This window comes from Roseateles sp., assembly GCF_965262435.1.
In the GTDB taxonomy this organism is placed as follows: Bacteria; Pseudomonadota; Gammaproteobacteria; order Burkholderiales; family Burkholderiaceae_C; genus Paucibacter_A.
This window is the reverse complement of sequence record NZ_OZ253537.1, coordinates 4,751,573-4,765,326: the sequence shown is the minus strand read 5'-3', so window position 1 is coordinate 4,765,326 and position 13,754 is coordinate 4,751,573. Positions and strand designations below refer to the sequence as shown.

The window sequence follows — 13,754 nt, the reverse complement described above, 5'->3', positions numbered from 1 at the left end:
CGCAGCCGCAGTGCTGCGGCGCCCCATGCCTGAACGAGACATGACGACCACCGCTTCTGTTGTTGAACACCCTGAGGCCAGCGCGGCCAGCACGATGCAGCCCTCCATGGTGGTGCGCGCCGAGCAGGCGATCGTGGCCGCTTGCGCCCAGTTGGGCCGCTGCCTGCAGCAGCTGGGCCCGCAGTTCCCGGGCGACACCAGCAGCGGCAATGTGTTTGCGCCGGCGGTCTGGCCCGATGAGCCGGACGGCGTCAACAGCAGCTGGACGGCGGGTTTTTGGACCGGCCTGCTCTGGATGGCGCATGAGCTGAGCTGCGATGCCCGCTTTGGCACGGCCGCAGCCGCCCAGCTGGAGGGTTACTCGCGCAGACTGGAGCGGCGCTTTGTGGTGGACCACCACGACCTGGGTTTTCTCTTCATGCCCTCTTGCGTGGCGGCGCTGCGCCAGGGGCCGCAGCCTCTGGCCCACGCCACGGCCTTGCAAGCGGCGGCCTTGCTGATGACGCGCTACTTGCCGCGCGCCGGCGTGGTGCAGGCCTGGGGCCGGCTGGAAGACCCGGCCCAGCGCGGCCGCATCATCATCGACTGCCTGCTCAACCTGCCCCTGCTGCACTGGGCCGCGGGGCAGGGCGGCGCGGCCGAGATGCGCGAGGCCGCCATCAGCCACGCCCAGCGCTCGCGTGAATACCTGGTGCGGCCCGACCACAGCAGCTTCCACACTTTCCACTTCGACCCCGAGACCGGCGCGCCTCGGCATGGCACCACGGCCCAAGGCGCTTCGGACCAATCCTGCTGGGCGCGCGGCCAGGCCTGGGGCTTGTACGGCTTCTCGCTCAACCACCGCTGGGTGCCGGAGCAGGGCTTTCTGCAAACGGCCTGCCAGTTGGCCGACCACTTCCTGGCCCTGCTGCCCGAGCATGGCATTGCGTGCTGGGACATGAGCTTCCCGCCCGAGGCGGGCGAGCCCTGGGACAGCTCGGCCAGCGCGATTGCGGCCTGCGGCCTGATGGACATTGCCGAGCAGCTGCCCGCGGCCGAGGCCGAGCGAGCCCAAGCCTACCGCCAGGCGGCCGACCGCATCCTCGACGGCCTGCTGCGCCACTGCGCCGGCTGGGACGCGCCCGGCAACGCCTTGCTGCGCCACGGTGTCTACAGCAAGCCCGATGGCTTGGGCGTGGACGAGGCCAGCCTGTGGGGCGACTTCTTCTTCCTCGAAGCCCTGGCCCGCCGCGCCCGGCACTGGACACCGTTCTGGCATCCCGTTTTGGCACCCCCAAGCACCACCCCGTGAACTGAGCTGCAAGCAAGCGCCCGCTAGTTTTTCGTTCTTTTCTTCTCCCTTTCCCTGCTTCCCGTTCGACCTTTCTCCTTCCACCGTCCCTCGTTTCGCTGCGCAGATCAGATCAAAACCTACACTGGAGACACGACCATGCGACCCTCGACTCAGACTTTGTTTGCCCCTCGTTCCGCTTCGGCTTTCCCGACCGTGCCGCACGCCGTGGCGATCGCCGCCGCCAGCTTCCTGGCCCTGGCCGCCGGCAGCGCCGCTGCGCAAAGCACGGCTCCCGCTGCAGCGCCCGAGGCCAAGCCGGTGCAGAACCAGCTGGACACGGTGGTGATCAGCGGCATCCGCGCGTCCAAGGAAAAGTCGCTGAACGCCAAGCGTTTCGCCGATGGCGTGACCGAGGTGGTGAGCGCCGAAGACATCGGCAAGATGCCGGACAAGAACGTGGCCGATGCGCTGCAGAAGCTGCCGGGCGTGACCACCACCGCCGGCAGCGGCGGCCAGGGCGGCTATGACGAGAACGACCGGGTCAGCATGCGCGGCACCAACCCCAGCCTGTCGCTGACCACCATCAACGGCCACAGCGTGGCTTCGGCCGATTGGGATCCGGGCGACCAGATCGCCGGCGGCACGGGCTCCAACAGCTCGGGTGCGGCGCGCAGCGTCAGCTTCCTGCTGCTGCCTTCGGAAATCGTCAGCCAGGTGGTGGTGCGCAAGAGCGCCTCGGCCGACCAGCTCGAGGGCGGCGTGGCCGGCTCGGTGGACATCATCACCCGCCGCCCGCTGGAATTCAAAAAGCGCTTTTCGGCCGAGATCGGCTTGCAAGGCGTGTACGCCGACCAGGCCGGCAAGACCGACCCGCAGTTCAACGCCTTGTTCAACTGGAAGAACGAGGCCAACGACACCGGTGTGATGTTGCAGGTGTTTGACCAGACCCGCCACATCCGCCGCGATGGCCAGTCCGAGATCACCTGGGCCCGCCTCTCGCCCGCCACGCCCGCCGGCCAGGCCAACAGCGGCCAGCTGGGCAACAAGCTCTACATCAGCGGCCTGATCAACAGCCTGTTCGAGCAAAAGCGCCAGCGCCAGGGCGCGGTGCTGGGCGCCGAGTTCAAGGTCTCGCCGGACCTGACGGTCAACCTCGACGCCTTCCACAGCGAGCTCAAGGCCAGCTACACCAACACCCGCTTCTTTGTGCGCCCCGGCAACTCGGTGTCCGCCAGCGGCGGCGTGGTGCCCAGTGAAGTGAGCCTGGACGGCGATCGCATCAACGCCGCGCGTTTCAACAACACCGGCAATGCCATGGGCGCGCAGCTGGAGACGCAGGCCAACCCGTTGGCCGCCTCCAAGACCCAGTACCTGAACGCCGACTTCAACTACCGCGCCAGCGAGGCGCTGAGCTTCAAGGGCCAGGTGGGCCACACCCGCGCGCAGGGTGACACCTTCCTGTACTGGAACTACGCCTTCATGCCCAACACGGCCACGGCCTACAGCTTCCAGGGCATGGACAAGCCGGTGCAAGTGAGCCTGCCCAATGGTTTTGACGGCAGCAAGCTGAGCTATCTGCCCGGCAACTCCGGCGCCGACAACAGCTTCAGCCAGCAGCGCAGCAAGGACCGCGAGAACTACGGCCAGATCGACGGCGAGTACCGCTTCGCCGAGAGCAGCCTGATCTCGGCCCTCAAGTTTGGCGCCCGATTCGCCGAGCATGAGCGCGAAGGCAGCCGCCCGGTCAAGGGTGCCGCTGCGATGAACGCCACAAAGAACGGCCAGGTTGCACTGACCAGCCTGCCGGCCTGGGGCGGCGCCAGCTTCCCCGGCAACTTTGGCAACGGCCTGGGCGGCAACCCCGGCGGCGTGGGCGTGCCCCTGATCGACCCGGCGGCGGTGGTGGCCTGGTCGGACGCCAACTTCTCGGCCGACCCGGTGTTCAACCGCCCGGTGTCCGGCGTGTTCACGGTGAAAGAAAACGTCAGCGCGGCCTACGGCCTGGCCAAGCTGGCGCGCGACGACTGGCGCGCCGAGTTCGGCCTGCGCCTGGTGCGCACCCGCACGCAAGTCACCACCAACACCGGCGTGCCCTGCGGCGCCGTCACCGCCAGCAATGGCCTGACCTACGGCAGCCCGGCCCAGGCCGAGGCCTGCAAGGGCTTTGTGCCCGAGGGCGCCAGCCTGGTGACCGGCTCGCGCTTCGGCAACTTCTACATCAAGAGCACCGAGAGCACCGACACCCAGGCCCTGCCCAGCGCCAGCCTGAGCTACGACTTGAGCGACAAGCTGCTGCTGCGCGTGGCGGCGGCCAAGGTGATGGCTCGCCCGGACTACAGCGCCCTGGGCTCGACGCTGAGTGCCTTTGCCTACAACCCGGCCAACAACCCGCCGTCCACGGCGGCCGGTGGCAACGCCGAGCTGAAGCCCGTGGTGGCCAAGAACTACAACCTCGGCCTGGAGTGGTACTTCGCGCGCCGCTCGGTGCTGTCGGCGCAAGTGTTCATGATGGACTTCGACTCGCTGATCGGCGCGGGCAGCTCCATGCAGCAGCAGCTGAACACGGCCATCCCGGTGGCCCTGGGCGGCCCGGCCGTGGTGCCCACCCTGGTCAGCTCGCCGGCGGCCACCACCGGCCGTTCGCGCGGCCTGGAGCTGGGCTATGAGCAGCCGGTCTGGGGCGGCTTTGGCGTGACAGCCAACTACACCTACGCCAATGCCAAGGAAGCCAACGGCAACGCGATGCTGGGTGCGTCCAAGAACAGCTACAACCTGGGCGCCTACTACGAAGACGAGGTCTTCAGCGCCCGCCTGGCGTATGCGCACCGCAGCGCCTCGCGCGTGGGCTTGTACGGCCTGTCGCAGAACTATCTGGCGGCTTCGGGCACGCTGGCTGCGTCGGCCAACTACAAGCTCAACGACACGGTGACCCTGACCTTTGAAGGCCTGAACCTCAACAAGCCGGTGACCCGCTTCTACAACGCGGCCAATGCCACCGTGCCTTTTGATGCGACCACCGCGCTGTACAGCAGCGGCCGCCAGTTCTACGTCGGTTTGCGCCTGAAGTATTGATGTTGGGTGCGGGCGCTGCCGCCGGTGCATCAGGCCGGCGGCGGCGCCTTTTTTGTCTTCTGTTGTTCCTCTTTCAATCTCGGCGCTGAATCGAGTGATGCTTTGATCGAGCCAGCGCCGCGCTCATGCCATGCAGTCCCCCAGCGCTTCTCCTACCTCTTCCCCCTCGACCTTTGCCGTCTGCGGCGATGACTTTGTGCTGAACGGCCAGCCCGTGCAGCTGCTGTCCGGCGCGCTGCATTACTTCCGCGTGCTGCCCGAGCAGTGGGAAGACCGCCTGCTCAAGCTCAAGGCCTTGGGCCTGAACACGGTGGAGACCTACGTGGCCTGGAACCTGCACGAGCCGCGGCCGGGCGAGTTCTGCTTCGAGGGCGGGCTGGACCTGGTGGCTTTTGTGCAGCTGGCCCAGCGCCTGGGCCTGTGGGTGATCGTGCGGCCCGGGCCTTACATCTGCGCGGAGTGGGAGTTCGGCGGCCTGCCGGCCTGGCTGCTGGCGGACAGTGATATGGCCTTGCGCTGCAGCCACCCGCCCTATTTGGCGGCGGTGGACCGCTTCTTTGCCGCGCTGCTGCCTCTTCTTGCGCCGCTGCAGATCACCGAAGGCGGCCCCATCCTGGCCATGCAGGTGGAGAACGAATACGGCAGCTACGGCAGCGACAAGGACTACCTGGCCTGGACCGAGGCCAGCCTGCGCCGCCACGGCGTGCGCGTGCTGCTCTTCACCTCGGACGGCCCGACCGATCACATGCTGACCCACGGCAGCTTGCCGCATCTGCTCAAGACCGGCAACTTCGGCTCGCGCGTGCCCTCGGAGCTGGCCAAGCTGCGCGAGCACCAGCCTCGCGGCCCGCTGATGTGCATGGAGTTCTGGAACGGCTGGTTCGACCACTGGGGCGAGCCCCACCACACCCGCGACGGCGAAGACGCCGCCCGCTGCCTGGGCCAGATCCTGGAGGCGGGCGCTTCGGTCAACATCTTCATGGTGCACGGCGGCACCAGCTTCGGCTTCATGAACGGGGCCAATACCGACCTCAAAACCGGGGCCTACCAGCCCACGGTCAACAGCTACGACTACGACGCGCCCCTGGCCGAGGACGGCAGCGTGACACCCAAATTCATCGCCATGAAGGCGGTGATCCTGGCCCATCTGCGCGCGCAAGCGCAGGCCCGCGGCCTGCCGGCGCCCGATTTGCCACCGCTGCCGCCCGAGGCGCCGCGCTTCGATCGGCAAGGCCTGGCCCTGGCGCCATGCCAGCCCTGGTTCGAGGCCTTGCAGGACATGGTGCCCACGCGTGTTGACGTGTGCCCGCGCAGCATGGAGCAGCTGGGGCAGGACTACGGCTTCACGTTCTACCGCTGCCGGGTGCGCCACCCGAAAGGGCCGGTGACGCTGTCGGTGCAGGCGGTGCATGACCGCGCCCAGGTGTTTGTGGATGGCCGGCCCGTGGGCCTGCTGGAGCGCAACGGGCCCTTGAGCCTGGCGCTGGATTGGCCCGGCGGCGAGGCCACGCTGGAGCTGCTGGTCGAGAACCAGGGCCGGGTCAACTACGGCCCGCAGCTGCACGACCGCAAGGGTTTGCTCGGCTGGGTGCGCCTGAGCATCAATGTGCTGCAGCGCTGGGAGCACTTCGCCTTGCCCCTGGCCGAGCTGCCGGCGGGCGCCACGCAGGTGCGCGAACCAAGCTCGGTGCAGAGCGGCCTGCCGCAGTTCTTCAGCGCCGACTTTGAGGTGGACGAGCCGGGTGACTGCTTTGTGCGCCTGAACGGCGGTCACAAGGGCCAGGTCTGGATCAACGGCTTCAACCTTGGCCGGCACTGGGTTTGCGGGCCGCAGCTGGCGCTCTACCTGCCCTGGCCGCTGCTGCGCCAAGGCCGCAACACGCTGACCGTGCTGGAGCTGCAGCCCGAGGCCGGCCAGGCCTTGAGCGCCGACTTCTGCGCCCGCCTGCCGCAGGCGGGCGAGGTGGTGGACATGGCGCCAACGCTGGCGGAGCTGTGGTGATGGATGAGTTGTTCGTCACGCCCGCACGCGGCCGGCCCAGCATGCCGCTGCCTGAAGCGCTGATGCGCTTTTATGTGCAGCAGGTGGAGGCGGGCATGAGCGTCACCCAGGCCTGCCGCCACGGCCGTTTCTCGGACACGACCTTTTACCGCTGGCGCCAGCTGCTGGCCGCGCAGGTGCCGGCGGCCAGCGCTGCCAAGGGCTGAGCTCAGCGCTGCAGCCGGAAGCGAGCCTCGAAGGAGCGCCCGGCCGATTGCGCCACATTGACCTGTAGCTGCACCGTGGGCGCCAGGCGCAGCACAGTGATGCCGGGGCTGCTGGCCAGCACGGCGCTGGCGGCGCGCTGAAGATCCAGAGTGATGCTGCCGGTGTTGACCTGGGTGGGGTCGGCCACGCTGAGGGCCAGCTCATCGCCGCTCTCGCGCATCAGCACCGAGGCCTTGGCGCTGCTGGTCAGCAGGGGTTTGCCGTCGAGGTTCAGCGTTTTGCTGCCATTGGTCAGGAAGTTCGCGCCCACCAGGCCGAGGCTGCTGTCCCGCACGGCCAGCATGTCGGTGCTGCGCGCCAGGATCTTGAGCGTGGGCTGGGCGGCATAGGCGGCCGTCTGCGCGGCGCTGCGGCCGGGCAGGATGACATAGCTGTAGTTGGCGGCCGTGGGCTTGATGCCGTGGGGCAGGGCCAGGCTCAGGTAATGGGCGCTGACGCTGTCGGCCGCCTCTTGCGATTTGATGGCCTTCCAGTTGCCGCTGCGCGTCTCGCGCAAGGCCTGCACGGTGGGCCGGTCGGGGAAGACATAGCCGATGTCCGCGCCCGCCTGGCTGCCGGCCAGATGGGCCCAGGCGGCGCCGCTGAAGCTTTGCGACCAGCCCGGTGTGCTCGGCTGCAACTGGCCGCCCACGGTCAGCGCATTGCTGCCGGCGGGGTTGAGCTTGCGGTTCTCGACCACGGTCTCCACGGCCAGGCTGTTGCCGCTGCTGATGGCCGCGCCCAGGGCGAAGATCTTGTCGCCGAACAGGAACCAGGCCTTCTTGCCCTTGAGCGAGCTGCCGGTCACGTTGAGCGCACCGAAGTCCAGCGTGGCGATGGCGTAGCGGCCTTCGAGCTGGGCGCCGCCGACCCAGTTGCTGGTGTTCTTGATCAGGGCCCAGTTCTTGAGGGCGGCGCTGCTGCGGTCGGTGGTGGTGCCGGCCAGACGCAGCAGGTCGACCGTGGCCCAGTAGTCGCCATCAAAGGCTTGCTGGTCGGCGTTGTGCAGGCTGCTCATGCCCATGCCGGTCCACCAGGGGCGCAGGTTCTCGCCATTGCCCGATTCGTAGGCGCTGATGCGGTTGGAGAACAGGCTCAGATCGAAGCTGAAATCGGCGTGGCGCAGCACGGCGCGGTCCATGCTGGCAAAGACCTGGGCGCCGGCGCGCTCCGGCGCAGGCGTGATGCCGGTGTCGGCTTGCAGGCTGTGCAGCAGGCTGATTTCGTGGAGCGAGAATTTGGCGCAGGCGCTCTCCGGGCTCAGGGTCTGGCCGCTGTAGCAGCTCGGGCCCAGATAGCGGTTGCGCTGCAGCCAGCCCTTGACCATTTCCTTGAGCGGCTGCGCCTGGGCCGCAGGCGCGCCCTCGGCCAAGCGCAGCAGCGAGCCCATCAGGCTGCGGCCGGCGGAGTGGTTGCTGGAACTGCGCCGGGCGATGGCACGGCCGCGCACCGAGTCGGCCATGGCGCCGTCGCGCACCAGGGGGCGGAAGGCGCGCTCGGTCCAGTCGTAGACATGGCTGAGCTCCGGGTCGTCCGGCGCCCAGAGGCTGCCGTTCAAGAGCAGCAGCAGGCGCGAGAGGCTGTCCAGCATCACCAGGCCGTAGCTGCCGGTGTAGGCCACATAGTTGTGCTGGATGAAGGAGCCGTCGGCGTAGAAGCCATCGCCCTGGGTGACATCGGGCAGGGTCTGGCTGATGGCGTCGCGGGCGTGGCGCAGGCGCTCGTCCGAGTCGCCGAGCGCGCCGCGCACGCCGATGATCAAGGCCTTGTCCAGGCGATTGGCGCCGGTCTCTTCCAGGCTGGGCTGGTTGCCGCGGTAGGTGGCGTCGGGCACGTAGAAGTCCACGCTGGCCAGGTAGCGCTCGCGTTCGGTCGCGCTGAGCTCTGCGTGCATGACCGTGAGGATGCTGGTCAGGGCCTGAGGCGCGCCGATCTCCCAATCCCACCAGTTGCCGTAGCGGGCGAGGCCGGGGCGGTAGCGGTTGGCGTGCATCCAGGCCAGGCCGTCCTGGATGGCTTCGGCCAGGTCTGTGCGGCCTTGGAGCCGCGAGCCCGGCGAGGCGTAGGCGCGCGCCATCAGCAGCAGGCGCGCGTAGTGGCTGGTCAGCACCGAGGCGTCGCTGCTGCTTTGCAGGTCGGGCCACAGGCCGGGCGTGGTGCTGGCCAGGTTCATGTTTTGCCAGTGCAGCTCGGCCTTGTCGGCCAGCTCTGTCGCGGCGGCCTGCCACTCGGGCAAGGTGGGCGCAGCGCGGCCGGCGCCGGTGAGTTGCTGCTGCCAGCGCGTGCGCAGCTCGGCATAGCTGCTGCTGTCTTGGGCATGCGCGCCCTGCAGGGTCAGGCTGCAGGCCAGGGCCAGCAGGGTGGGGCGCCAGAAGCTTGGGCGCGGAATCGTTGGGGTCATGGTCTCGTCTCCTCAGTGATGGCCTGCGGGTATGTTGTAGGCATGTTATTTGAGGTGAACGTTAACAGTTTGCGCACGACGCAAAGCTAGGGTTGTCGCCAGGGCCTCCAGGGCCTCCAGTTGGCCTGGGGCCCCGTGCGGGCTTATTCGCTCTTGGCGGCCGGCAGATCCTTGGGCGCGCCGAACATGAAGCAGTCGATGAAGCTGAAGTAGAGCGAGGCGTAGAACACCGTCGTCAGCAGCAGACCCGCCGGCATGGCGACCAGGGCCACGTACTGGCCCAGACCCAGAACGCCGAGCAAGACGCTCAACACGCCCGACAAACCCAGGACCGCGCTGGCCCAGAGCAAGGCGTTGTAGGCAAAAGCGCCCTTGTTGCGCCAGACGCCCAGGGTGCTGGAGAACAGCGCCTGCAGCAGACCTTGGCCGCCCCAGTGCACCAGGGCTGGTGCGTGCCAGAAGGGGATCGACACCAGGCCGGCCAGGCCCAGACGGGTGACGGCGCCCCAGAACAGGCGCGGGTCGGACGTGACGGCTTCAATCTCGGCGGCCGGTGCCTCCTTGCCCATCAGCACCTGCAACTGCTCCAGCGTGCCGCCGTCCACCCATTCGGACAGCAGGCTGATGCCGACCGTGGCCAGGGCATAGAGGGCGCCCAGCATCAGCTGGGTGTTGCGCCGCTCCCGGGTCAGGCGCAGCGGCGCCAGGAAGACCGCGGCTGTTGGTGTTTTTTCCTGCAGAACCAGGTGGGTGGCCAACATGAAGCCCAGGGACAGCAAGGGCACGGCCATCAGCACCATGACGATGCCGACGCCGGGCAGCAGCAGCAAGGCGAAGGCCAGGAACACAAATGTGGCGAACAGGCTTGCCAGGGCCATGGGGCGGCGCTGGAAGACTTTCATGCCATGCCGTATCCACAGCTGGCCATTGCGGGCGGGCACGGTCTGCAGATGCAGGACCATGGGGTTGGTGGGGCGACTGGCTTCGCTCATTCCGTCAGATCACTCGATGTTGGGTGGGGGATGCGGCCTCAGGCCGGCAGCGCATGCCAGGCACGCGCGATGCGTTCGCGCAGCACGCGCTCGAAATGGGCTGGGTCGTGGGGCTTGAGCATGCTGGCTTGGCGCGGCAGGTACACATCCCAGAGCCGCGAGATCCAGAAGCGCAGAGCCGCGGCACGCAGCAGGCCCGGCAGCAGGCGGTGTTCGGTGCCGCTCAAGGGGCGCACGGTTTCATAGGCTTGCACAAAGGCCTGGGCGCGGGCTTCGTCGAGGCGGCCGCTGGCCAGGTCGATGCACCAGTCGTTCAGGCACACGGCCAGGTCGAAGAGCCAGGTGTCAACGCCGGCGAAGTAGAAATCGAAGAAGCCGCTCAAGCGCTCGCGCCCGGGCAGGGTCTGGACACCGGCCTCCTGCGGCACCGGCTCGAACATCACGTTGTCGCGGAACAGATCGGCGTGGATGGGGCCGCGCGGCAAGTCCGCATAGCCGGCCGAGGCGGCCAGCTGCTGCTGGTAGGCCAGCTCGCTGCTGAGCAGCTCTGCTTGTTCCGGCGCCAGAAAGGGCAGGATCACGGGCACGGTCTCATTCCACCAGGCCAGGCCGCGCAGATTGGCTTGCTGCAGGGGGAAATCCTGGCCGGCCAGATGCATGCGGGCCAGCTCGGCGCCGACTTGCTGGCAGTGGTGCAGGTCGGGCGCCAGCTGGTGGCCGCCGCGCAGCTTGTTGACCACGGCGGCCGGCTTGCCTTGCAGCTCGAAGAGGATGGTGCCGCTGGCATCGGCCTGCGGGTCCGGCACGGCCAGGCCGCGCGTGGCCAGGTGTTTCATCAGCTGCAGGTAGAAGGGCAGCTGCTCGAAGCTCAGGCGCTCGAACAGGGTCAGCACAAACTCGCCGCGCTCGGTGCTCAGGAAATAGTTGGTGTTCTCGATGCCGGCGCCGATGCCGCGCAAGCCCAGCACCGCACCCAGGTTCAGGCGCTTGCTCAGGGCTTGAGCCTGATCCAGCGTCACTTCAGTAAATACAGCCATGTCAGCACTGCCGGAGCAGGAAGGGTGAAGCCGCAGCGCCGGGCCGGTGCCTCGGAGGCCGGCCGGCGCGCAGTCTTCAGAAGTTGAAGAGGTTCCAGACGCGTTTGCCGCCGCCGCCGCGGGTCGAGCCCGGGCCGGCCGACAGGTCGCGGCCGCCATCGACCATGAGGATTTCGTAGCCGGGCAAATTGCTGTTCTTGGGCTGGACCGTGACCTTCTGGGTCTGGCCTCGCACCCGCGTCTCTTCGATACGGGTGCTGTCGTCCTCGATCACAGCAACGCTCACACGGGCGTCGGCCGCGCCTGCCGCGGCAGTTGTCGGGGCACTTGCCAGGGCGGATTCGGGCGCCTGGGTAGGCTTCGCCGGCGCCGGATCGGCGGCTTGGGCCACGGCACTCAGCAGGGCCAGGACGGCCGGCAGTGATCGAAACCAAAAGGTCGAGGAGTTCATGTTTGCATTCTAGGGCCGGGGGCCCGGCGCCGCTGTCGGCAGGGTCGCTGCCCAGGCCGCGCGGTCGCGGTTGTCTTTGCCTAACCCGCAGTTCGCACAGTGCTTGTTCGGGCGCGCGGTTTTGCGCTAGGATGCGGCCCTGTTGGTGCTCGTGGGACTCCCAAAAGTCCTGCAGTTAAACGGGAATCAGTAGATGCAAGCCGTCCATTCGGACCTTGCCTGACTGAGCTGCCCCCGCAACGGTGCGTGAACGAAGCGGCCTGGCCTAGCGCCAAGCCGGCCTCAGGGTTCATCTCAAGCCACTGGATGTTGTTGTTTGCATCTGGGAAGGCGATGGACTCGATTTCACCAGCCCGGATACCGGCCAACGAAGCGGTGCGCCGCAGCCCTTGGGCTGCCGCACCATGTGGCGAAAACCTGCGGGGAAGCGGGCGATCGCGCTGTTTCGGTGTCTCTACCCATGGATTCCTCCCCCTCCTAGGCCCTGATCGGGTCTGAGTTTCAGGTCTTCGCTCGCCGTGCCTTGTGGCGCAGCCAGCCGGGATCGGCCTCGTCCTTGGCGCTCGTTCGCCTGCGGATTGCGGCCGGTCGGCTGAAGCTGCCGCATGGCCGCTCGCGCCCCGCGCCTCGCGCCTGTGGGCGCGCCGGCCCTGGCTAAGCCCGCTCCCACCCTGTCTTGAATTTCCCTCGCTGACGCGTGCGTCCGGCCCTGGCCGTGGCTTGCGCGTTGCTTCGCCTTGCGCGGCCGTCCGCCGCGCTGCCTTCTCGTCTCTTCACCCACCTTCATTTGCCGGAGCTGCCGCCATGCACATCGAACCCGGGCTGATCGCCCCCGCCAAGCTGACCCTGGCCGCCGCCGTGGCCGGCCCCTTGCTGCTGGCTTATCTGCCGCCGCTGTTCAAGCAGCCGGCCCTCTTGCTGCGCACCCTGCTGGCGGCGCTGTTCTTTTCGCTGTTCATGCAGGCCTTCCATATGAAGGCCGGGCCGTCCGAGCTGCATTTCCTCGGCGCCATGCCGCTCTACCTGAGCTTCGGCTTTGTGCCGACGCTCTTGGGCCTGGCCCTCGGCCTGCTGCTGCAAGGCCTGGTGTTCGAGCCGCAGGATCTCGTGCATCTGGCGGTCAACTCGCTCTCGCTGATGCTGCCGCTGATGGCCGTGCATTACGGCCTGGCCCAGCGCCTGGTCCACGGCGAGCGGCCCATCACCGTCAAGACCCTGCTGCAACTGGACAGCGCCTACTACGGCGGCGTGATCGCCATGGTGGGCTTCTGGCTGGCCATCGGCCAGGGTGAGACCAGCGTGGTCGAGTGGGCGCGCTTTGCCTTGGCCTACGCGCCGGTCGTGCTGCTGGAGCCCGTGGTGACGCTGGGCACGCTGTGGCTGCTGCGCCCGGCCGGCTTGCTGCGCCGCCAGGCGTTCGCCGCGCTGTGCTTCGCGCCCTCGGCCAGCCGCGCATGAGCGAGGCGCGAGCCGAGCCCGGCACGGTCTGGTTCGTCGGCGCCGGCCCGGGCGACCCGGACCTGATCACGGTCAAGGGCCGCGCTCTGATCGAGCGCGCCGGCGCCATCCTGTTTGCCGGCTCCCTGGTCGACGAGGCGGCCACGCGCTGGGCGCCGCCGGGTTGCGAGATCGCCGACTCGAAAGGCATGACGCTGGACCAGATGTCGGCCTGGCTGATCGAGCGCGCCGCGTGCCACGACACCGTGCTGCGTCTGCAGACCGGCGACCCGGCGCTCTACGGCGCGCTGATGGAGCTGGTTCAGCCGCTCGATGCGGCCGGCGTGCCGCTGCGTGTGGTGCCGGGCGTGTCTTCGGCCATGGCCTCGGCCGCGGCGGCGGTGGAGACCTTCACCCTGCCGGAGCTGACGCAGACGGTGATCTTCACCCGCGTGGCCGGGCGCACGCCCATGCCGGCGGGCGAGGACCTGGCGGCCCTGGCCGCGCACCGCTGCACCTTGTGCATCTTTCTGTCCATCACCTTGCTGGGCCAGCTCACGGCCGAGCTGCGCGCGGCCGGCTGGGCCGAGGACGCGCCCATCCTGGTGGTGCACAAGGCCTCCTGGCCGGGCGAGGAGCAGATCCTGCGCGCCACCCTGGCCGATGTGAAACAGCGCTGCCGCGAGGCCGGCATCGTCAGCCAGTCCATGGTCATCGCCAGCCCGACCCTGGGCTCGCGCCACTGGCCCGAGCTGGCCAAGTCCAAGCTCTACGACCCCAGCTTCACCCACCGCTTCCGCCGCGCCAGCGAGCCGGCCCAGCCCGAACTCTGAGGCGAACTCA

The 13,754-nt window shown here is 68.3% G+C and carries 10 protein-coding genes and 1 riboswitch; of the genes, 6 read left to right on the top strand and 4 right to left on the bottom strand.

Annotation, left to right across the window (positions count from 1 at the left end):
* The first annotated feature begins 40 nt into the window (after window positions 1-40).
* The 4 genes from ACQY39_RS20490 (at window position 41) to ACQY39_RS20475 (ending at window position 6,553) form a co-directional block, all read left to right on the top strand.
* Window positions 41-1,291 carry a glycoside hydrolase family 88 protein gene (locus ACQY39_RS20490; RefSeq protein WP_428509359.1) on the top strand — a complete coding sequence of 417 codons (1,251 nt, stop codon included), beginning with the start codon at window positions 41-43 and terminating at the stop codon, window positions 1,289-1,291.
* A gap of 138 nt (window positions 1,292-1,429) precedes the next feature.
* Window positions 1,430-4,345, top strand: a complete 2,916-nt coding sequence (locus ACQY39_RS20485; protein ID WP_428509357.1) for a TonB-dependent receptor — start codon at window positions 1,430-1,432, stop codon at window positions 4,343-4,345.
* Between the two features lie 130 nt (window positions 4,346-4,475).
* Window positions 4,476-6,347: a glycoside hydrolase family 35 protein gene (locus ACQY39_RS20480; protein ID WP_428509355.1), complete on the top strand. Its 1,872-nt coding sequence runs from the start codon at window positions 4,476-4,478 to the stop codon at window positions 6,345-6,347.
* Window positions 6,347-6,553, top strand: coding sequence for a hypothetical protein (locus ACQY39_RS20475; protein ID WP_428509353.1), 207 nt, complete (start codon window positions 6,347-6,349; stop codon window positions 6,551-6,553). The genes ACQY39_RS20480 and ACQY39_RS20475 overlap by 1 nt, the downstream gene beginning before the upstream one ends.
* A 2-nt stretch (window positions 6,554-6,555) precedes the next feature.
* On the opposite strand, the gene ACQY39_RS20470 is transcribed toward ACQY39_RS20475, so the two are convergent.
* The 4 genes from ACQY39_RS20470 to ACQY39_RS20455 form a co-directional block, all read right to left on the bottom strand.
* Window positions 6,556-8,994, bottom strand: a complete 2,439-nt coding sequence (locus ACQY39_RS20470) for a polysaccharide lyase 8 family protein (protein ID WP_428509351.1) — start codon at window positions 8,992-8,994, stop codon at window positions 6,556-6,558.
* A 143-nt stretch (window positions 8,995-9,137) separates the two neighbouring features.
* On the bottom strand, window positions 9,138-9,986 hold the full coding sequence (locus tag ACQY39_RS20465) for a BPSS1780 family membrane protein (protein WP_428509349.1): 849 nt from the start codon (window positions 9,984-9,986) through the stop codon (window positions 9,138-9,140).
* Between the two features lie 38 nt (window positions 9,987-10,024).
* Window positions 10,025-11,023: a homoserine kinase gene (locus tag ACQY39_RS20460; RefSeq protein WP_428509347.1), complete on the bottom strand. Its 999-nt coding sequence runs from the start codon at window positions 11,021-11,023 to the stop codon at window positions 10,025-10,027.
* 76 nt (window positions 11,024-11,099) lie between these two features.
* Entirely contained in the window at window positions 11,100-11,474 is a 375-nt protein-coding gene (locus ACQY39_RS20455; protein ID WP_428509345.1) for a hypothetical protein, read from the bottom strand.
* 126 nt (window positions 11,475-11,600) lie between these two features.
* Window positions 11,601-11,857, top strand: a riboswitch (cobalamin riboswitch).
* Between the two features lie 421 nt (window positions 11,858-12,278).
* Here ACQY39_RS20455 and ACQY39_RS20450 point away from each other — a divergent pair.
* Both ACQY39_RS20450 and cobM read left to right on the top strand, forming a co-directional pair.
* Window positions 12,279-12,932, top strand: a complete 654-nt coding sequence (locus ACQY39_RS20450; protein ID WP_428509343.1) for an energy-coupling factor ABC transporter permease — start codon at window positions 12,279-12,281, stop codon at window positions 12,930-12,932.
* Window positions 12,929-13,744, top strand: coding sequence for a precorrin-4 C(11)-methyltransferase (gene cobM / locus ACQY39_RS20445; protein WP_428509341.1), 816 nt, complete (start codon window positions 12,929-12,931; stop codon window positions 13,742-13,744). Before ACQY39_RS20450 ends, cobM begins: the two co-directional genes overlap by 4 nt.
* Window positions 13,745-13,754 lie beyond the last annotated feature (10 nt).

Bases quoted from the DNA above. Each gene is read 5' to 3' on its own strand.
- ACQY39_RS20490 (WP_428509359.1), top strand. From the start codon at position 41: ATGACGACCACCGCTTCTGTTGTTGAACACCCTGAGGCCAGCGCGGCC.
- ACQY39_RS20485 (WP_428509357.1), top strand. From the start codon at position 1,430: ATGCGACCCTCGACTCAGACTTTGTTTGCCCCTCGTTCCGCTTCGGCT.
- ACQY39_RS20480 (WP_428509355.1), top strand. From the start codon at position 4,476: ATGCAGTCCCCCAGCGCTTCTCCTACCTCTTCCCCCTCGACCTTTGCC.
- ACQY39_RS20475 (WP_428509353.1), top strand. From the start codon at position 6,347: ATGGATGAGTTGTTCGTCACGCCCGCACGCGGCCGGCCCAGCATGCCG.
- ACQY39_RS20470 (WP_428509351.1), bottom strand. From the start codon at position 8,994: ATGACCCCAACGATTCCGCGCCCAAGCTTCTGGCGCCCCACCCTGCTG.
- ACQY39_RS20465 (WP_428509349.1), bottom strand. From the start codon at position 9,986: ATGAGCGAAGCCAGTCGCCCCACCAACCCCATGGTCCTGCATCTGCAG.
- ACQY39_RS20460 (WP_428509347.1), bottom strand. From the start codon at position 11,023: ATGGCTGTATTTACTGAAGTGACGCTGGATCAGGCTCAAGCCCTGAGC.
- ACQY39_RS20455 (WP_428509345.1), bottom strand. From the start codon at position 11,474: ATGAACTCCTCGACCTTTTGGTTTCGATCACTGCCGGCCGTCCTGGCC.
- ACQY39_RS20450 (WP_428509343.1), top strand. From the start codon at position 12,279: ATGCACATCGAACCCGGGCTGATCGCCCCCGCCAAGCTGACCCTGGCC.
- cobM (WP_428509341.1), top strand. From the start codon at position 12,929: ATGAGCGAGGCGCGAGCCGAGCCCGGCACGGTCTGGTTCGTCGGCGCC.